The sequence below is a fragment of the Arthrobacter sp. NPDC057388 genome, from assembly GCF_042668165.1.
GTDB lineage: Bacteria > Actinomycetota > Actinomycetes > Actinomycetales > Micrococcaceae > Arthrobacter.
This window is the reverse complement of the sequence record NZ_JBHVBL010000019.1, coordinates 1-18,520: the sequence shown is the minus strand read 5'-3', so window position 1 is coordinate 18,520 and position 18,520 is coordinate 1. Positions and strand designations below refer to the sequence as shown.

General features: G+C 66.2%; 14 protein-coding genes. 9 read left to right on the top strand and 5 right to left on the bottom strand.

Annotation, left to right across the window (positions count from 1 at the left end; genetic code table 11):
• Nucleotides 1–149: 149 nt before the first annotated feature.
• Nucleotides 150–536, top strand: a complete 387-nt coding sequence (locus ACFUTU_RS11080; protein WP_076797977.1) for a BlaI/MecI/CopY family transcriptional regulator — start codon at nucleotides 150–152, stop codon at nucleotides 534–536.
• A 6-nt stretch (nucleotides 537–542) separates the two neighbouring features.
• Nucleotides 543–1,547 carry a M56 family metallopeptidase gene (locus ACFUTU_RS11075; protein WP_377964128.1) on the top strand — a complete coding sequence of 335 codons (1,005 nt, stop codon included), beginning with the start codon at nucleotides 543–545 and terminating at the stop codon, nucleotides 1,545–1,547.
• A gap of 52 nt (nucleotides 1,548–1,599) precedes the next feature.
• On the opposite strand, the gene ACFUTU_RS11070 is transcribed toward ACFUTU_RS11075, so the two are convergent.
• The gene (locus ACFUTU_RS11070; RefSeq protein ID WP_377964126.1) at nucleotides 1,600–3,705 is read right to left on the bottom strand and encodes a type IIA DNA topoisomerase subunit B; all 2,106 of its coding nucleotides are present in this window, start codon (nucleotides 3,703–3,705) and stop codon (nucleotides 1,600–1,602) included.
• A 226-nt stretch (nucleotides 3,706–3,931) separates the two neighbouring features.
• Between ACFUTU_RS11070 and ACFUTU_RS11065 the strand changes: the two genes are divergently transcribed.
• Both ACFUTU_RS11065 and ACFUTU_RS11060 read left to right on the top strand, forming a co-directional pair.
• The gene (locus ACFUTU_RS11065) at nucleotides 3,932–4,153 is read left to right on the top strand and encodes a hypothetical protein (RefSeq protein WP_111903465.1); all 222 of its coding nucleotides are present in this window, start codon (nucleotides 3,932–3,934) and stop codon (nucleotides 4,151–4,153) included.
• Between the two features lie 429 nt (nucleotides 4,154–4,582).
• Nucleotides 4,583–6,169, top strand: a complete 1,587-nt coding sequence (locus ACFUTU_RS11060) for an HNH endonuclease (RefSeq protein WP_377964123.1) — start codon at nucleotides 4,583–4,585, stop codon at nucleotides 6,167–6,169.
• A gap of 320 nt (nucleotides 6,170–6,489) precedes the next feature.
• On the opposite strand, the gene ACFUTU_RS11055 is transcribed toward ACFUTU_RS11060, so the two are convergent.
• From ACFUTU_RS11055 to ACFUTU_RS11040, 4 genes are all read right to left on the bottom strand, one after another.
• The gene (locus ACFUTU_RS11055) at nucleotides 6,490–7,767 is read right to left on the bottom strand and encodes an RNA polymerase sigma factor (protein WP_377964121.1); all 1,278 of its coding nucleotides are present in this window, start codon (nucleotides 7,765–7,767) and stop codon (nucleotides 6,490–6,492) included.
• A gap of 266 nt (nucleotides 7,768–8,033) precedes the next feature.
• Complete coding sequence (locus ACFUTU_RS11050; protein ID WP_377964119.1) at nucleotides 8,034–9,599, bottom strand: DUF4192 family protein; 1,566 nt, start codon at nucleotides 9,597–9,599, stop codon at nucleotides 8,034–8,036.
• 83 nt (nucleotides 9,600–9,682) lie between these two features.
• Nucleotides 9,683–11,023, bottom strand: coding sequence for a nitrate/nitrite transporter (locus ACFUTU_RS11045; protein WP_377964117.1), 1,341 nt, complete (start codon nucleotides 11,021–11,023; stop codon nucleotides 9,683–9,685).
• Nucleotides 11,024–11,116: 93 nt separating this feature from the next.
• On the bottom strand, nucleotides 11,117–12,055 hold the full coding sequence (locus tag ACFUTU_RS11040) for a proteasome assembly chaperone family protein (protein ID WP_377964115.1): 939 nt from the start codon (nucleotides 12,053–12,055) through the stop codon (nucleotides 11,117–11,119).
• A gap of 266 nt (nucleotides 12,056–12,321) precedes the next feature.
• On the opposite strand from ACFUTU_RS11040, the gene ACFUTU_RS11035 reads away from it, so the two are divergent.
• The 5 genes from ACFUTU_RS11035 to ACFUTU_RS11015 all read left to right on the top strand — a co-directional run bounded on the left by ACFUTU_RS11035 (nucleotide 12,322) and on the right by ACFUTU_RS11015 (nucleotide 18,464).
• Nucleotides 12,322–13,839 carry a leucyl aminopeptidase gene (locus ACFUTU_RS11035; RefSeq protein ID WP_377964113.1) on the top strand — a complete coding sequence of 506 codons (1,518 nt, stop codon included), beginning with the start codon at nucleotides 12,322–12,324 and terminating at the stop codon, nucleotides 13,837–13,839.
• A gap of 260 nt (nucleotides 13,840–14,099) precedes the next feature.
• Nucleotides 14,100–15,482 carry a dihydrolipoyl dehydrogenase gene (lpdA, locus tag ACFUTU_RS11030; RefSeq protein ID WP_377964111.1) on the top strand — a complete coding sequence of 461 codons (1,383 nt, stop codon included), beginning with the start codon at nucleotides 14,100–14,102 and terminating at the stop codon, nucleotides 15,480–15,482.
• Between the two features lie 120 nt (nucleotides 15,483–15,602).
• Nucleotides 15,603–17,363: a 2-oxoglutarate dehydrogenase, E2 component, dihydrolipoamide succinyltransferase gene (gene sucB / locus ACFUTU_RS11025; RefSeq protein ID WP_377964109.1), complete on the top strand. Its 1,761-nt coding sequence runs from the start codon at nucleotides 15,603–15,605 to the stop codon at nucleotides 17,361–17,363.
• A 131-nt stretch (nucleotides 17,364–17,494) separates the two neighbouring features.
• Nucleotides 17,495–17,845 (top strand): hypothetical protein, encoded by a 351-nt coding sequence (locus ACFUTU_RS11020; RefSeq protein WP_377964107.1) that lies wholly within the window; start codon nucleotides 17,495–17,497, stop codon nucleotides 17,843–17,845.
• 190 nt (nucleotides 17,846–18,035) lie between these two features.
• A complete protein-coding gene (locus tag ACFUTU_RS11015) occupies nucleotides 18,036–18,464 on the top strand; it encodes an OsmC family protein (RefSeq protein WP_076797990.1) in 429 nt (142 codons plus the stop codon).
• Nucleotides 18,465–18,520 lie beyond the last annotated feature (56 nt).

The following is an 18,520-nucleotide window of genomic DNA, read 5'->3' as shown; positions in this document are numbered from 1 at the left end:
GACGAACGCAATTATCCGCGACGCGCCGAGCCTTCTACCTCATGTAGAAACGCGGCGCCAAACGCGATAGATTTGAAATTGCAGTATTGGAATCACAGCACGGGCCGGTCAGCCGGCCCTGGGCAGTGCGTTGTCAGAAGGATGTACAGATGGCAAGTCTTGGGGAACTGGAACGGGCAGTCATGGACCTGCTCTGGGCTGGCCACGAAGCAGCCACGGCCAACACGCTGCGGGACATGCTCGCGCAGAGCACGGCGGCGCAGGGCGGGGCAGCAGGCCACGAGGGCAAGGACCTGGCGGTCACCACCGTCCTGACGGTTCTGTCCCGCCTCGAAAAGAAGGGCCTCGTGGAACGCGAACGCGGCACGCGGCCGCACCGCTACCAGGCCGTATCCAGCCGTGAAGACCACACCGCCGAGCTCATGCATGAGGTGCTGGGGTCTGCCCCGGACCGTGAGGCCGTGCTGGCCAGGTTCATCGGTTCGGTGACGGAAAGTGAAGCCGAGACGCTGCGCAAACTGCTTGGTCACAGCTAGCACCTGATGTTCTGGACCTCATATTTCCTGGCGGTCCTGGCGATAGTACTGGCCTGGCCGGTGCCTATCCTTCTTTCGCGCGCCCACTGGCCGGCGCGCGACCCTTTTACAGCCATGGTGCTGTGGCAGGCCATCGGCCTGGCCGGTGGCCTGTCCATGATCGGCGCCATGCTGGTCTACGGCCTGGAACCTGTTGGCGACAATCTGGTTGCCGGGCTGCGCGCGCTGGCGGACATGGTGCTCTTCGCGGCTCCCACCACCGCGCTGGGATTCTGGCATGTCTTCGCGCTCTCCGCGGCGGCCCTGCTGACAGCGCACCTCGTCTTCACGCTGCTGCTGACCTATTACAAGATCGAGCGGCAGCGCCGGCGCCACCGTGAACTCCTGGCCCTATTGGCATCACCGTCTGACGACGGTCCCGGCACCGTGGTCATCAGCCATGATTCGCCGGTGGCCTACTGCCTGCCCGGCGGCGCCCGGTCAGTGACAGTCCTATCCGACGGACTAATGGCCGCCCTCGAACCTGCCGAGCTGCGGGCCGTCCTGATTCACGAAAACGCGCACCTGACCCAGCGCCACCACCTGCTGCTCTGGGCGTTCGCCGCCTGGCGGCAGGCATTGCCGTGGCTGCCAACCACGCGCCTTGCCCAGGAAGCCGTCAACTCACTCATCGAAATGCTGGCCGACGACGTTGCTCTCAAGACGGAAAGCAAGGCGACGCTGATCAAGGCGATTGCCATCGTCGCCAGCGGGTCGGCAGGCCCCCAGGGGGCCGCCGTCGTGGAACCCGCAGGTCTTGCCGGAACAGGCCTTACCGGGGCGGGCAGTCTTCAGCTGCCGGACGGCGCCGGCGGTTCCGGCCCGGCGAGCACGACGGCGTCGCGCGTCAGCCGCCTCCTCTCCCCCAAGCCTCCACTCGCGGGCGGCCTCCGGGCAGCCGTGCTCGCAGTGTGCACGCTGCTGCTGGCGATGCCCACCGCCCTGCTGATCGTTCCCGGCCTGCTGGGCTGAGCCCGCGGGGCTGGACTCCACAACGACGCCCCGCCAGGCCAATTTCCGCCCGCTATGCGTCGATGCGTTCCCGGTCCAGGCTGGACGCACCGGCGATGATGAAATCCTTGCGCGGCGCAACATCCGATCCCATAAGCAGGTCGAAGATCTGCTCCGCCTGCTGCGCGTTCTCGATGTTGACCTTCCGGAGCATGCGGTGCCGGGGGTCCATGGTGGTTTCGGCCAGCTGTTCGGCGTCCATCTCGCCCAGGCCCTTGTACCGCTGGATGGGTTCCTTGTACTTCCGGCCTTCCGCGGCGAGCTTGGCCAGCAGCGTGTGCAGTTCAGCCTCGGAGTAGGTGTAGATCATCTCGTTGGCCTTCTGGCCGGGATTGATCACTTCCACCCGGTGCAGCGGCGGGACCGCAGCGAACACCCGGCCCTCCTCGACCATGGGCCGCATGTAGCGGAAGAACAGCGTGAGCAGCAGCGTCCGGATGTGGGCGCCGTCGACGTCGGCGTCCGTCATCAGGATGACCTTCCCGTAACGGGCCGCCTCGATCGCGAAGCTGCGTCCCGAACCTGCCCCGACCACCTGGATCAGCGCAGCGCACTCGGCGTTGGAGAGCATGTCGCCCACGGACGCCTTCTGGACGTTGAGGATCTTGCCCCGGATCGGCAGCAGCGCCTGGAAGTCAGAGGAACGCGCCAGCTTCGCGGTGCCGAGCGCCGAGTCACCTTCCACGATGAACAGTTCGGACCGGGCGACGTCATCCGTGCGGCAGTCGGCCAGCTTGGTGGGCATCGACGAGGACTCCAGCGCCGTCTTCCGGCGCTGGGTCTCCTTGTGGACGCGCGCGGAGATGCGCGACTTCATCTCGCTGACGATTTTTTCCAGCAGCAGCGCCGACTGCGCCTTGTCGTTCCGGTTGGAGGAGTTGAGCTTGGCCGCTATCTCCTTCTCCACCACGCGCGCCACGATGGCCTTGACCGCTGACGTCCCCAGGATTTCCTTCGTCTGGCCCTCGAACTGCGGCTCGGCGAGCCTCACCGTCAGGACGGCGGTGAGGCCGGCGAAGATGTCGTCTTTCTCGATCTTGTCATTGCCGGCCTTGAGCTTCCGGGCGTTGGCTTCCACCGTCTTCCGGAACGTCTTCACGAGGGCCTGCTCGAAGCCGGCCTGGTGGGTGCCGCCCTTTGGAGTGGAGATGATGTTGACGAAGCTGCGGACCGTGGTGTCGTAACCGATGCCCCAGCGCAGTGCGACGTCCACCTCGCAGTCGCGTTCCACTTCGGCGATCTTGCTGTGGCCCCGCTCGTCGAGCACGGGGACGGTTTCCTTGAACTTGCCGGCGCCGTGCAGGCGCCAGACGTCCGTGACGGCGGAGTCGGCGGCGAGGAAGTCCACGAACTCGGAGATGCCGCCGTCGTGGTGGAACACTTCCTCGTGCACGCCCAGTTCACCGGGCGTGCCGGGGAGCTTGCGCTCGTCCCGGACCGTAATTTTCAGGCCCGGCACCAGGAAGGACGTCTGCCGGGCCCGTGCGGTGAGTTCCTCATAGGAAAACCTGGCGTCCGGCGTGAAGATCTGGGTATCTGCCCAGTAGCGGATGCGCGTGCCGGTGACGCCGCGCTTGGCCTTGCCGACGACGTCGAGGACGGAATCCTCGACGAACGGCGCGAAGGCTGCGGCCGGGTTTGGCCTGCCGTTGTCGTCGAAGCGGCCGGGCTCACCCCGGCGGAAGGACATCCTGTAGGTCTTGCCTCCCCGGTCGACCTCGGCGTCGAGCCGTGCCGAGAGCGCGTTGACGACCGAGGCGCCGACGCCGTGCAGGCCGCCGGAGGCGGTGTACGAGCCTCCGCCGAACTTGCCGCCGGCGTGCAGCTTGGTGAAGACAACTTCGACGCCGGTGAGCCCCGTCTTGGGTTCCACGTCCACGGGAATGCCGCGGCCGTCGTCGTGAATCTCTACGGAGTTGTCCGCGTGCAGGATGATCTTGATGTCATGGCCGAAGCCCGCCAGTGCCTCGTCGACGGAGTTGTCGATGATCTCCCAGAGGCAGTGCATCAGGCCGCGGGAGTCCGTGGATCCGATGTACATGCCGGGGCGTTTGCGCACGGCCTCCAGCCCCTCCAGCACCGAAAGGTGGCGGGCGGTGTAATCAGAACTCGGTGCCACAGGTAGTGAACTCCTTTGGGAAAACGGGCCGGATCGGCATTAAAAGACTCCCTCTAGCCTAGTCCCGCCGCCGTCAAAGACCCGACTGCCACTCCCGACACGGGTCCCAACTCCCGGCGTTCGTTACGCACACGTGATACGCGGACAGCGAAAGTGACCCATCCTTGCCATGGTTTGACTGCGAATGCTGGTTATATAGATGTACAGATCTACTAAGGAGGCCGACATGACAACAGCAGTTGCCGACCGCACGCTAACCGCAGCTGACCGGTGTGACCGTTGCGGAGCGCAGGCATACGTCCGGGTTGTACTCGAGTCCTCCGGAGGTGAGCTGCTTTTCTGCGCCCACCATTCACGCGCCGTCGAAGCGACCCTCAGGCCGCTCAGCTCCGACTGGCACGATGAGACGGACCGGCTGCACGAGAAGGCTCCGGTTCCGGTCGACTAGACAACAAAGCTCAAAGCCAGGATCCCCACCCGGGGGTCCTGGCTTTTTTCTGTTCACACTCCTTTCCCAGGTTTCCGGACGCTAAATTGTCAGTGCCCCTTGGCAGACTGTGGTCATGGAGGTTCTCGGGAATCCAGCAGCGGAGGCGGAGACGCCGCACGGCGTCACTGCGCTTGCTGCCGCGGTTCCCGTCGGCGGGTTCTCCGGCGGGGGTTTCCACTTCGACGGCTTCCTTGATGACGATTTCCCTATGGCGCTGATCCGGAGTCCGCGTATCCGGAGGACCCCTTCCCCGGCGGAGAGCATGACGACGGCGACCTCCCGGAAGACCCGTTTCCCGAAGCGCTGTTTTACGAGGCCTCGTTCACCGGTGGTGATCACTCGGGCGGCGAGGCACCCGCGCTAGAGCTCGACAACCGGGTCGGGGCCGTGAAGACGCTTTTGCGGGCCGATCTCACCGCCGACGGTCCCGGGCTGATCGACCAGATACACGCGTGGCAGAACATCAAGAGTTTTGCCGCCGGCCAGCAGGCCCGGCTCGCCGTTGAGTTCGAAGCCAGACAGCGGCAGGAACAAGCCGAATTCGCGACTGTGAACGGTCCGGCGCAGGCCGCTTCCGGGCTGGCCACCAGCAGCACCCTGTCGGCCGAGGATCGGGGCAAGAAACGCCGCAAAGAACCGAGCCTGGGTGTGGCTGAGCAGATCGCCCTGGCCCGGGGCGAGTCACCGCACCGCGGCGGCCGGCTGCTGGGCATGGCCAAAGCCCTCGTCATCGAAATGCCCCACACCCTCACCGCCCTGGATACCGGCCAGCTCAGCGAAGAAAAGGCCATGCACGTGGTGAAGGAAACAGCCTGCCTGGCTGTCCAAGACCGGGCCGCGGTCGATGAGGAGCTCGCCGCCGACACCGGGACCTTCGACGGGGTGGGGACCCGCGGCGTCATCGCCGCGGTCAAGGCCGCCGCGATCCGGCGGGACCCGCGCTCGGTCACCCAGCGGGCCAGCCACGCAGCGTCCGAGCGGGGTGTGAGCCTGCGCCCGGCTCCGGACTGCATGACCTACCTCACCGCGCTGCTGCCCGCCCACGAAGGCGTCGCCGTCTACACAGCACTGACCCGGCAGGCCGACACCCTCCGCTCCGCCGGCGACCCGCGCTCCAAAAACCAGGCCATGGCCGACACCCTCGTCGAATCCATCACCGGCACCCCCGGCGGGATCAGCGGGATCGACATCAACCTCGTCATGACCGACCGCACCCTCCTCCAATCCGACTCCGAACCAGCCCGCCTTACCGGCTACGGCACCGTCCCCGCCGCATGGGCCCGCGAACTCCTCCACCCGGAACACGCACCGGAACATGGAGGACGAGGACGTGCACGGGGGCAGGGCCATCCGGAGGGCTCGGGCACGTCCGGGACAAACTCACCGGAATCAAGCACCAGCCAGACAGACGCACCTGCGGAACTCAAGATCTGGCTCCGCCGCCTCTACACCGCCCCGGACACCGGCGACCTCGTCGCGATGGACTCCAAACGAAGGCTCTTCCCACCACCACTGCGCCGCTTCATCCAAGTCCGCGACGACACCTGCCGCACCCCCTACTGCGACGCACCCATCCGCCACCACGACCACATCATCCCCTGGCACAACAACGGCCCAACAACCCTCGACAACGGCGCCGGACTCTGCGAAGCCTGCAACCACACCAAAGAACTCCCCGGCTGGAAAACCCACCCCAGACCAGGACCAAGACACACCATCGAAATCACCACCCCCACCGGCCACACGTACCAATCCACCGCACCACCGCTACCGGGAACAACACTGTCCGGAACCAGGATACGAGCATCCGGGCTGGGCGAATCTGGGCCGGGCGAATCTGGACTGGGTGAAAGCGGACCGCCGGGAGCCCGCCCGAAAACGGTCAACGAAGTGGCCAGGGCCCGCCCCATGACGAGTCAGCCAGCGGTGAGTAAGCCAACAGTGAGTAAGCAACAGTGCGTAAGCCATCAGTGAGTAAGCACCGTGCATTGTGTGCGCCACCGCGCAGTGAGCAGGCTACCGCGCAACGCGGAAGGCGGCGGCGGAAATTCCACCGCCGCCAACTTGGGCTAATAGGAGCCCGGCGCTTCCAGGGCGCAGCCCTATGGGCCGACCTCCCTATGAACTGACCTCCGCGACCTGCGCTGCCAGGGTCGTCAGTTCCACAGCATCCGGGCGGCCGCAAAGCACGTGCACCTTGATTGAAGCTTTAGAAGGTACGACAAAGGCCAGGCCTGCCGCCGTGTTATGGGTAGCAGGCCTGGCCTTTGTAGACGCTTCTGGTTCAGGGTCTCCTAGTCCAGGTAGTCGCGCAGCACCTGCGACCGGGACGGGTGGCGGAGCTTGGACATGGTCTTGGATTCGATCTGACGGATGCGCTCACGCGTAACGCCGTAGACCTTGCCGATTTCGTCTAAAGTCTTCGGCTGTCCGTCCGTGAGGCCGAACCGCATGGCAACGACGCCCGCCTCGCGCTCTGACAGGGTATCCAGGACGGAGTGCAGCTGTTCCTGCAGCAGCGTGAAGCTCACCGCATCCGCCGGAACCACGGCTTCGGAGTCCTCGATGAGGTCACCGAATTCGGAGTCGCCGTCCTCGCCAAGCGGGGTGTGCAGCGAGATGGGTTCGCGGCCGTACTTCTGGACCTCGACGACCTTCTCGGGGGTCATGTCCAGCTCAAGAGCCAGTTCTTCGGGCGTGGGTTCGCGGCCCAGGTCCTGCAGCATCTGGCGCTGGACACGGGCCAGCTTGTTGATGACTTCCACCATGTGCACCGGGATACGGATGGTGCGGGCCTGGTCCGCCATGGCACGGGTGATGGCCTGGCGGATCCACCACGTTGCGTAGGTGGAGAACTTGAAGCCCTTGGTGTAGTCGAACTTCTCGACGGCACGGATGAGGCCGAGGTTGCCTTCCTGGATGAGGTCCAGGAACAGCATGCCGCGGCCGGTGTAGCGCTTGGCCAGCGAAACCACCAGGCGGAGGTTGGCCTCGAGCAGGTGGTTCTTGGCGCGCTTGCCGTCATGGATGATGAATTCAAGCTCGCGCTTGTACTTCGGGTCCATGGAGCCGTCGTCGGCGGCGATCTTTTCTTCGGCGAACAGGCCGGCCTCGATGCGGAGCGCGAGGTCGACTTCCTGTTCGGCGTTGAGGAGGGCTACCTTGCCGATCTGCTTCAGGTAGTCCTTAACGGGGTCGGCAGTGGCGCCGGCGGACATGACCTGCTGCACAGGTGCGTCGTCGTCATCGGCGTCAGAGTAAACGAATCCCGAACCGGTAGGCGCTGCGGCTTCCTTGCCGGCCTCGTCGGGTTCATCGACCAGATCGGCGGTGTCGGGCTGCGCGTCGTCGAGGTCCTCCTCGACTTCCAGGTCGGCATCGTCATCGGTGGTTGAGCGGCTTCCGGCAGCTTCGGCTGCAGCCTTGGCACCGGGCTTGGGTCCGCGCTTCTTGGGCTCGGGCTTCCCAGCGGCACGGGTGGCTGCACGCTTGGCGCTGGATGCCGCCGGCTTCTCCTCGGCAGTATCAACGGCCAGGGCGGCGGGTTCCTTCTTCGCGGAAGACGGGGTCACAGAAAACCTTTCTAGCGGCGGTCTGTGGAGTCACCTTCGGGCAACACCACTATGACCCTGTCAAGTCCGTGATTGACATCAGATGCAACCGAACGACAGAGCCACTAAGTAGAACTGCCGGGGCGGCCGCAATGTTCCCGTTTGGGAGCACTGCAAAGCACTGATTCACGGACCCAACCGGGTCTCGGCCTCCATTATCTCATGATTTTCCGTGCCAGGGGCCGAACGGGCCGTAATACGCCCTGCTGAAGGGCGGCGTACTACAGCTAGGCCGCATCCGAGCCGAATCTCTGCCAGGCAGCCTCGCGGCGTCCGGCCCAGCCGCAGATCGTTCCACGCCGCACAACTTCAGACAGGAGCTCGGCAAGCCGGTATCCCGGGCGGGCTTCGAGAGCCCGGGTCAGTGACGCGTGGGCAAACGAACCCCTCCCCCGGCACCATTCGATCCAGCCGGTCGCCGTGAGGGCAGCCGCCTGCGCTTCACCGCCGCCGCAGGACGACAGCTGCTGCATCAGGTTCTCAAGGCGCTTCAGCGCGTCCCAATCAGGCACGGCAGGGCTCAGGCCCAGCAGGACTTCGCCATAACCGGGCAGGGCCTCTGTTCCAAGGGTCACTGCCTCAAGCGCCTCTGTCTCCGGTGCCGCCGCTTCCGCCTCCGGGATTCCCTCCGGACCGCAGTTTGTCCGGCCCGGGGACCCGCTGGACAGCTGCGGTGCAGGCAGCGGCGGGCTGGAAACCGGCGCTCCGGTGCCAGCAGAGAAGATCCCGAAGGCTTCTGCACCTGCGGCGGCTGCGGCGCGCCCCGCTGCCGCCATGACCAGAACCGCATCGCGCCAGGCCGGAACACGCAGGGAAGCGCGCAGGAATCCGGCGAATTCCGGTTCAAGGGCGCCATGGCGACCGGCGGCGAGCGGATGCTCTGCGACTGGACCGGTAAGCGGTTCGGCGGCCGGGATTCCCTCGTCCAGCGGCCCAGCACCCGGTGACCCAGCACCCAGTGGCCCGGCGACTGGTGGCCCGGCATCCAGTTGCCCGACGACTGGTGGCCCTGCATCCAAGGGCCCGTCCAGAGGCGGCCCGCCCTCACATGAACCGGCCCCGCGTGAACCGGCCCCGCGTGAACCAGCCGCAGGCGGAACGCCTGCAGTCGGTGCGGGAGCAGATGCCACGGCTTGCAGCGCAGCTGACCACGCATCGAGGACAGCCTCGAACTGGGCCCGCAGCGTCCCCTTCCCCCTGAGAGCCTGATGCCAGTCGCGCTCGGCGGCCATGACCGCAGGATCGTCCGCCGCCGGCGCGCCCGCCCCCTCGGGCGGTGTGGCCCCTGGCGGCGCGCCGACACTGCTGCCGAGGTACACCATCTCCGCGTTGAGCCGGCTGTCCCGGATCTCGGCGACGGGGCGCCCCGGCAGCGGGCAGCAACTGTCGGTGCAGTACACGTTGCGCCAGTACTCTTCGCCGACGAGCCAGGCATCACGCACCGGCATGCCGGCCAGTCCGAGTGCGCATTCGAGATCGGCCAACAGGAGCCGAAAGGCGGGCGGTGCCCCTTCCCGGCCGGGTTCGTCAAAGCCGTGAGCGGCAAAGAAGGCCAGCAGGGTACCGTCGGCCTCCTTGTCCGCCAGCAGGTAGTCGGCTACAGTCCTGGCGAATGCTTCCCTTCCGCGGCGGCCGCCGCCCTCGGGGAGATCCACACGGAGCGTGGCTCCGAGCCGTTTGCCCTGCATGGTCATGGCCACGAGGCTCTGCGACGGCCAGTAGCCCAGACTGTGTGGGATATAGCCAAGGATGTCTTCGGGACCGCTGATGGTGAGATGCTCCGGTGCTGTCATGGGAACAGCTTCCGACGGCGGTCAGGGCAGGCACCACGGCCAGTTTCCGTATGTGGACAAGCCCGCCTGTTACGGAGCAGTCGCTAATCGCGCGACGGTGTCTTCCGGCGGGCAATCCGGTCCCGGCGCTGCTGGGCCATGGCCTGCAGCAGCGGGGGCACCACGATGCCCTGGGCAGCCATCTGCCGGCGGACCTTGCGGCGGACCACCAGCATGGCAACGGAGCCCACGCCGAGGAGCAGGAAGTGCACGCAAAGCGCAATGCGGAACGGCTCCAGGCCATAGAGTTCCCCGCGGGAAAAGCCGGTGGAGTTGAGGATGTCCAGCACGGCGCCGATCAGGTAGATGGCCATGAGCGCTGCGAAGAAGCCGCCTACGTTGACAATGCCGGTGGCAGTGCCGATCCGGTGCGCCGGATTGAAGGTGCGGGCGAAGTCGAAGCCGATCATGGAACCCGGGCCGCCGATCGCCAGCACCACAATCAGGAGAGCCAGCAGCCACAGCGGCGAGCGGCCGGGATACAGCAGCACAGCCGCCCACGCCGCAGCGGTGGCTCCGACGAGGATCAGCACCATGGTGGAGCGCCGCAGGGGGTGCCGGGCAACAAAACGCCCGATCAGCGGCCCCGCCCCGATGGCGCCGGCCACGTAGAGGGACATGAGTGAGGCGACGGTTGCGGCGTTCAGCCCCTGGGCCGAAATCAGGAACGGATAACCCCAGGTCATGGCGAATACCGTGCCGCTGAACTGGATGGTGAAGTGGCTCCACATACCCAGCCGCGTTCCCGGCTGCTTCCAGGCCCGGGACAGGGAGACGCCGGTGGCGCGCAGCCCCTTGGCCGCCTCCTGCCTGGGGGTGCCGGGCGGCATGTCCTGCAGCATCAGGACCACCAGCACGACGGCGACTCCGGAGAATCCGGCCAGCGCGAGGAATGCGGGGGTCCAGCCGGCCGTGTGAAGGATGAAAGCGAACGGCACCACGCTCAGCAGCTGGCCAAGCTGGCCGGACATGCCGGTCAGCTGGGTCAGCAGCGGAACGCGGGCGGGGGCAAACCACAGCGGGATGAGCCGGATGACGGAGATGAAGGTCATGGCGTCGCCGGCCCCCACCAGCACGCGGCCCAGCACACCCGCCGGAACGCTGTCCGCAAAGGCCAGCTGCAGCTGGCCCAGGCCCATCAGCAGGGCGCCCCCGGCGATCATGGCCCGGGAACCGAAGCGGTCCACCAGCACGCCCACCGGAATCTGCAGGCCGGCGTACACCAGCAGCTGCAGCACCGTAAAGAAGGAGATGGCCGAGGCGCTCGCGTGGAACCGCTCAGTGGCTTCGAGGCCAACCACACCGAACGACGTACGCTGCGTCACGGCCACCAGATACGAAAAGATACCGATGGACCAAATGAGCCAGGCGCGGGGTGCAGTCACCCTTCAATTATCCCCAGCCGCGGCAAAAATACTATTTATTTTGGCCATTTTTGGCCCGGCAGTGACGAGTCTCAAGCACCCCCGTGACGGGGCTTACGGGGCCGGGTTCTCCCGGGCGAGGTAGGCCTCAACAGCGGCGCCCAGGGCGTCGCCGTCGGGCAGTTCATCGTTCTCGTTGGCCAGCAGGGACCGGCGCACCGTGTTCTCGGCTTTTTCGTCGTACCGCGCCTCGAGCCGCGCCACCACCTGCTGGACTTCCTCCGACGCCTCGATCTGCTCGGCAATCTGCCGGCCCACCTCGCGCCCGGACTCGCGGAGCCGGTCGGTCGGCAGCATCAGCGAGGTGGCGGCACCGAGGTACTCCAAACCGGCCACCGCCGCGGTGGGGTACTCCGCCTCCGCGAGGTAGTGCGGCACGTGAATGACGTACCCCGCAACATTGCGGCCGGCGTCGGTCAGGCGGAGTTCCAGGACATGCCCGACGGCGGCCGGCACTTCCACTGTCGGCTTCCAGGAGGAGATACCTTCAATGAGCTCGGGACGGTTGCCGTGCACGGTCACGCCGACCGGACGGGTATGCGGCACGGGCATGGGAATCGAGTGGATCCAGGTCACCAGGTTGACGTCGAGGGCTTCGACAATCTGCACCACGGCGCGGGCAAAGCGTTCCCACTGCAGGTCCGGCTCGAAACCGGCCAGGAACAGGAAAGGCTTGCCCAGCCCGTCGACCAGCCGGTACAGAGCCAGGGTGGGCGGCTGGTAGTCCTGCAGATGGTCCTCGACGAACGTCACATGCGGGCGCCGGGAGCGGTAGTCCATCAGCTGGTCGGCGTCGAATACCGCCACGCGTTCGGAATCGAGCGTGTCCAGCAGCTCATCAGTGATCTGCCGGACCACGTGGCCGGCGTCGGCGAAGCCGGTGAAGCCCATCACCAGGTTCAGGCCGCGGAGCTCGGGGTTATGGAACAGCCCGATGTTCTTGGCGTAGAGCGCGTCGGGGTCCAGCAGCGAGCCGGAAATCCTTTCAAACACGGCGAGTTCCTTTCGTGGTCGGGGTTACTGGTAATAACGCCGGGGAGAGCGGCCTCATTCCTCGGTCGGCTGTGGCGCCGCTCTCAACCGGGCTGGCGGACCCGCCCCCTGGAGCCAGCCCATGGCCGGCGCCCGCTACGGCACCGCCGCCACTAAGCGCGCCCCGGAGGAACACGGACAGCCAACCGTGCCCGGGAGCACCGAGAGACTACGATCGGAAGTGGCTTCCTGCCCGAACAATCACAGAGAATTGAGGACCGATCCTCGTGGTCAAGAATACTGAAATCAACCTTAGTGCCATTGCAAGGGACCTGAAGAAGGCGGCAAGTGACGCAGTGGTCATCGGCGTTGGACAGGGCACGGACGGCCCGTTCCTGCTGGAGAACCCGCTGACTGCGAAGTCGGTTGAGGCCCTGGCGGAGTCCCTGAAGGTCCTGGGCATTACGGGCGCCGCAGACCAGGCAGTCCGGCTCCCCGGCCTTCCCGAGACGGGCTCCGGAATCCTGGTGCTGGCCGGCGTGGGCAAGGTCGACGCCGGAGGAAGGGTATCGGGCGAGGCACTGCGCCGCGCTGCCGGCTCTGCCGTCCGCCAGCTCGCCGGACTGTCCTCTGTGACGCTGGCATTTCCGACGGCGACTGTCGCCGATGTTGCAGCCGTCGCCGAGGGCGCGGCTTTGGGGGCGTACTCCTTCACCGAATTCCGTTCCTCCAGGGACGGCCTCAAGGATCCCGTGGCCGACGTCGCGATCTTCACCGACCTGGCCGGGGGCAAGGACGTTGACGCGGCCCTTGACCGCGCCCGCCTGCTGGGCAAGTCCGTCAACGCCACGCGTTCCCTGGTGAACCAGCCGCCGAGCCACCTCTACCCCGAAACCTTCGCCGATGCGGCCAAGGAGCTGTCGAAGGGGCTGCCCGTCAAGGTCACAGTCTGGGACGAGAAGCGCCTTGAAAAGGAAGGCTTCGGCGGCATCATGGGCGTCGGCAAGGGCTCGGCCCGGCAGCCCCGACTGGTCAAGGTGGAGTATTCCCCCGCCAAAGCCACGAAGAAAATCGCACTGGTCGGCAAGGGCATCACCTTCGATACGGGCGGCATCTCCATTAAGCCGGCACTCGGCATGGGTGACATGAAGAGCGACATGGCGGGCGCCGCCGTCGTACTTAATACGGTGCTGGCCATCGCGGGCCTGGGCCTGCCTGTCAAGGCAACCGCATGGCTGTGCATCGCCGAAAACATGCCTTCCGGCGCAGCCTCCCGGCCGGCCGACGTTCTCACCATGTTCGGCGGGAAGACCGTGGAGGTCCTGAACACCGACGCGGAAGGCCGTCTGGTCATGGCCGACGGCATCGTGGCGGCAAGCCAGGAGTACCCGGACGCCATCATCGACGTCGCCACCCTGACCGGCGCCCAGCTGATCGCGCTCGGCAACCGCACCGCCGGCATCATGGGCGCGGACAGCGTGACGGGCCCCCTGAAGGCGGCTGCCGACCGGGCCGGCGAGCTCGTCTGGCCCATGCCGCTGCCCGAGGAACTGCGGCCCAGCCTCGATTCCCAGGTGGCGGACATCGCCAACATTGGTGAGCGCCACGGCGGCATGATGACGGCGGCCGTATTCCTGCGGGAGTTCGTGGGCAAGGACAGGAACGGGCAGACCATCCCGTGGGCGCACATCGACATCGCCGGCCCCTCCTTCAACAACGGCGCGCCCTACGGCTACACGCCGAAGCAGGGCACGGGGTGCACGGTGCGCACACTGGTGGCCTACGTCGAGGATCTCCTGGCCTAGGTCTGTCCACCACACAGGCCAGTCCGTCACGCGGCTGTGCCGGCGGCATGATCCGCTCGCCACACAGCCGCGTGACACTCGACACAAGCGCTCCACAAAAGCACCGGCAAGGTGGAGCATGGATAAGTGGTTCGCTAAGGTGAACCACGGTAGTCACAAATGAAAGGGAAAAAGCCTGCTGGCATAATCACGGCAGAGCAAATTTCCAAGACCAGATGATGCGTACTCTCGTGTCATCGTTCACGCGAGGGAGCGTCTAAGTGGCCGATCAGGCAACTGCGCAAGAATTCGACATCCTGGTACTCGGTGGTGGCAGCGGCGGGTACGCCACGGCTCTCCGGGCCGTTCAGCTTGGCTTCACCGTTGGCCTCGTGGAGAAGGGCAAGCTCGGCGGAACCTGCCTCCACAACGGCTGCATCCCCACCAAGGCGCTGCTGCACTCAGCCGAACTGGCAGACCACGCCCGCGACTCCGCCAAGTACGGCGTGAACGTGACGCTCGACAGCATCGACATCAACGCTGTCAACGCCTACAAGGACGGCATCATTGCCGGCAAGTTCAAGGGCCTGCAGGGCCTCATCAAGTCCAAGGGCATCACCGTCATCGAGGGTGAAGGCAAGCTGCAGGGCACCGACACCGTCGTCGTGAACGGCACCGCCTACAAGGGCAAGAACATCGTCCTGGCCACCGGTTCCTACTCCCGCACGCTGCCGGGCCTGGAAATCGGCGGCAAGGTCATCACCTCCGATGAAGCCCTTACCATGGACTACATCCCCAAGAGCGCCATCATCCTCGGCGGCGGCGTCATCGGCGTCGAGTTCGCTTCCGTCTGGAAGTCCTTCGGCGTCGACGTCACGATCGTTGAAGGCCTGCCCTCCCTCGTTCCGAACGAGGACGCCACCATCGTGAAGAACTTCGAGCGCGCCTTCAAGAAGCGCGGTATCAAGTTCTCCACCGGCGTCTTCTTCCAGGGCGTGGAACAGAACAACGACGGCGTCAAGGTCACCCTCGTTGACGGCAAGACCTTTGAAGCCGACCTTCTGCTCGTGGCCGTGGGCCGCGGCCCGGTCACCGCCAACCTCGGCTACGAAGAGGCCGGCCTCACCATCGACCGCGGGTTCGTGATCACCAACGAGCGCCTGCACACCGGCGTCGGCAACATCTACGCCGTCGGCGACATCGTCCCCGGCGTGCAGCTGGCGCACCGCGGCTACCAGCAGGGCATCTTCGTCGCCGAAGAAATCGCCGGCCTCAAGCCCGTCATCGTCGAAGACGTCAACATCCCCAAGGTCACGTACTCCGAGCCGGAAATTGCGACCGTCGGCTACACCGAGAAGGCCGCCAAGGCCAAGTTCGGCGACGACCAGATCCAGACCCAGGAATACAACCTCGCCGGCAACGGCAAGAGCTCCATCCTGGGCACCAGCGGCATCGTCAAGCTGGTCCGCCAGAAGGACGGCCCCGTCGTCGGCGTCCACATGATCGGCGCCCGCATGGGCGAGCAGATCGGCGAAGCCCAGCTGATCGTGAACTGGGAAGCCTACCCCGAGGACGTGGCCCAGCTGGTCCACGCCCACCCGACCCAGAACGAATCCCTGGGCGAGGCGCACCTGGCGCTGGCCGGCAAGCCCCTCCACGGCTAATTCGTTTCCGCAAGACAACAAGGGCCCGGTGCACCCGGCTCGAACAGCAGGTGCACCGGGCCCGAGCAATGCAGCAATTCATCCGCACTTTTTCAGATCAATAAGGAGAACGGGGACGACATGTCTGAATCCGTTAACTTGCCCGCCCTCGGTGAGAGCGTCACCGAAGGAACTGTCACCCGCTGGCTCAAGCAGGTAGGTGACCGGGTAGAGGTGGACGAACCGCTGCTCGAGGTTTCCACCGACAAAGTAGACACTGAAATCCCCTCTCCGATCGCCGGCGTCATCGAGGAAATCCTCGTCGCCGAAGATGAGACCGCTGAAGTCGGCGCCCCGCTGGTCCGCATCGGTGACGGCTCCGGTGGCGGCGCCGCCGAAGAGGCCCCCGCCCAGGAAGCACCCGCAGCCGCACCGGCACCCGCCGAAGCGGCCCCGGCAGCTCCTGCCGAAGAAGCACCGGCCCAGGAAGCACCCGCAGCCAAGGCAGCGCCCGCGTCCTCCGGCGAAGGCCACGAAGTGACCCTCCCGGCCCTTGGCGAAAGCGTCACCGAAGGCACCGTCACCCGCTGGCTGAAGGCTGTTGGCGATACCGTTGAGGTTGACGAGCCGCTGCTCGAGGTCTCCACCGACAAGGTGGACACCGAAATCCCGTCCCCCGTGGCCGGCACGCTGCAGGAAATCCGCGTCAACGAGGACGAGACCGCCGAGGTTGGTTCCGTCCTCGCCGTGATCGGCTCCGGCGCCGCTGCTCCTGCTGCCGAGAAGCCCGCCGAGGCCCCCGCCGCCCCCGCTGCGGAACAGCCGGCACCGGCAGCTGAGAAGCCCGCCCCTGCCCCGGAGGCAGCCCCCGCGCCTGCTCCCCAGGCTGCACCGGCTCCCCAGGCTGCACCGGCTCCCCAGGCAGCTCCGGCTCCCCAGGCTGCACCGGCACCGCAGGCCGCTCCGGCAGCCGGCGCCGAGTCCGGCTACGTCACTCCGCTGGTCCGCAAGCTCGCCAACCAGCACGGTGTGGACATCGCCTCCGTCTCCGGCACCGGCGTCGGCGGCCGCATCCGCAAGCAGGACGTCCTGGCCGCCGCTGAATCCAAGGCTGCTCCGGCCGCAGCGCAGGCAGCACCTGCCGCAGCGTCCGCCGCTCCGTCTGCTGCAGCGTCCTCGCTGCGCGGCACCGTGCAGAAGGCACCGCGCATCCGCCAGGTCATCGCCCGCCGCATGCGCGAGTCCCTCGAGGTGTCCACCCAGCTCACGCAGGTGCACGAGGTCGACATGACCAAGATCGCCAAGCTGCGCCTCAAGGCCAAGAACTCGTTCCAGGCCCAGAACGGCACCAAGCTGACCTTCCTGCCGTTCATCGCCAAGGCGGTGGCCGAGGCCCTGAAGCAGCACCCGAAGCTGAATGCCGCGTACGACGAGGACAAGCAGGAGATCACCTACCACAACGCCGAGCACCTGGCGATTGCGGTGGACACCGACAAGGGCCTCCTGGTTCCGGTCATCTCCGACGCCGGCAACCTCAACCTTGCCGGCCTGGCCGGCAAGATCGCTGACGTCGCCGGCCGCACCCGCGACGGCAAGATCGGCCCGGACGAGCTGTCCGGCGGCACGTTCAGCATCACCAACATCGGTTCGGTCGGCGCCCTGTTCGACACCCCGATCATCAACCAGCCGCAGGTCGGCATCCTGGGCACCGGTGCGATCGTCAAGCGCCCCGTGGTCGTCCAGGACGAGAACGGCGACGACTCGATCGCCATCCGCTCCATGATGTACCTGTCCCTCACCTACGACCACCGCCTGGTGGACGGTGCCGATGCGGGACGCTTCCTGCAGACGCTGAAGGCACGCCTTGAAGAGGGCGCGTTCGAAGCAGACCTGGGACTGTAGGCTCCAGCCTTTCGACGGCGGCCGTCCGGCTCCCGGTGGGAAACCACCGGAGTACCGGGCGGCCGCTGCTGCTTTTGCAAGCCGCTGTGTCTTTACTACGGCCTGTAGAAGCATCTGGCTAGACTGGTGCCATGAACATCGTCTATAACGTCATGGTCTTCCTGCACATCGTCGGCGCCGCCATGATCGTCGGCATCTGGATCGGCAACATGAAGAAGCCGACCGTCCACCCCCGGCAGTTCGACGGCGCAGCGCTCCAGCTCCTCACCGGCATCGTGATGATGGGTCTGATCCCCGCGCTCGACATGGACGCCAACTATGCCAAGCTGGGTATCAAGTTCGCCGTCGCGCTGGTGGTTGGCGTGCTGGCCTTCATCGGCCGCCGCAAGTACAAGAAGGGCGAGCCGATCTCCACCGGCCTGGCCCACAGCGTCGGCGGGCTGGCACTGCTCAACGTGGCGATCGCCACGCTCTGGCAGTAACCGCCAACCAGGCAAACAGCGACGGCGGCGCCCCCTCCGGCGGGGGGGCCGCCGTCGTCGTTTTAACCTGTCCGGTCATAATCCTCTGACAGCGGACAACCCGTGCAGCGGACGTGCCGAATCCATAGGATTGGTAGCGGCGGGGCTCGGCAGGTGCCGGCCCCGGATCGAATCAACGTTGAGGAGTGACATGGCTACAACACGCAACGCGCACACTGTATGGACCGGAAGCCTGGTGGAGGGCTCGGGCAACACCACGCTGGACAGCTCCGGCCTCGGCACGTTTGATGTCACCTGGAAGGCCCGCACCGAAGCGGCCGAGGGCAAGACCAGCCCTGAGGAACTCATCGCCGCGGCACACTCCGCCTGCTTCTCCATGGCGTTCAGCCACGAGCTGAGCCAGGCCGGTTTCACCCCGGACGAGGTCAACACCAAGGCAGAGGTTGGCTTCCAGCCCGGCACCGGCATCACCGGCAGCCACCTGACCCTGAACGCCCGCATCCCCGGCATCTCCGAGGAGGACTTCCAGCGCATCGCGGAATCCGCCAAGAAGGGCTGCCCGGTTTCCCAGGCCCTGACCGGCATCGAGATCACGCTGGACGCCACGCTCGCCTCCTGAGCCCAAAACCCTGGTCCCTGAGGACCGGAAAAGGCCCTGTTCCCCCTGGTGAATCC

Coding starts and splice junctions, on each gene's coding strand:
- ACFUTU_RS11080 (WP_076797977.1), top strand. CDS start 150: ATGGCAAGTCTTGGGGAACTGGAACGGGCAGTCATGGACCTGCTCTGG.
- ACFUTU_RS11075 (WP_377964128.1), top strand. CDS start 543: ATGTTCTGGACCTCATATTTCCTGGCGGTCCTGGCGATAGTACTGGCC.
- ACFUTU_RS11065 (WP_111903465.1), top strand. CDS start 3,932: ATGACAACAGCAGTTGCCGACCGCACGCTAACCGCAGCTGACCGGTGT.
- ACFUTU_RS11050 (WP_377964119.1), bottom strand. CDS start 9,599: ATGACAGCACCGGAGCATCTCACCATCAGCGGTCCCGAAGACATCCTT.
- sucB (WP_377964109.1), top strand. CDS start 15,603: ATGTCTGAATCCGTTAACTTGCCCGCCCTCGGTGAGAGCGTCACCGAA.
- ACFUTU_RS11020 (WP_377964107.1), top strand. CDS start 17,495: ATGAACATCGTCTATAACGTCATGGTCTTCCTGCACATCGTCGGCGCC.
- ACFUTU_RS11015 (WP_076797990.1), top strand. CDS start 18,036: ATGGCTACAACACGCAACGCGCACACTGTATGGACCGGAAGCCTGGTG.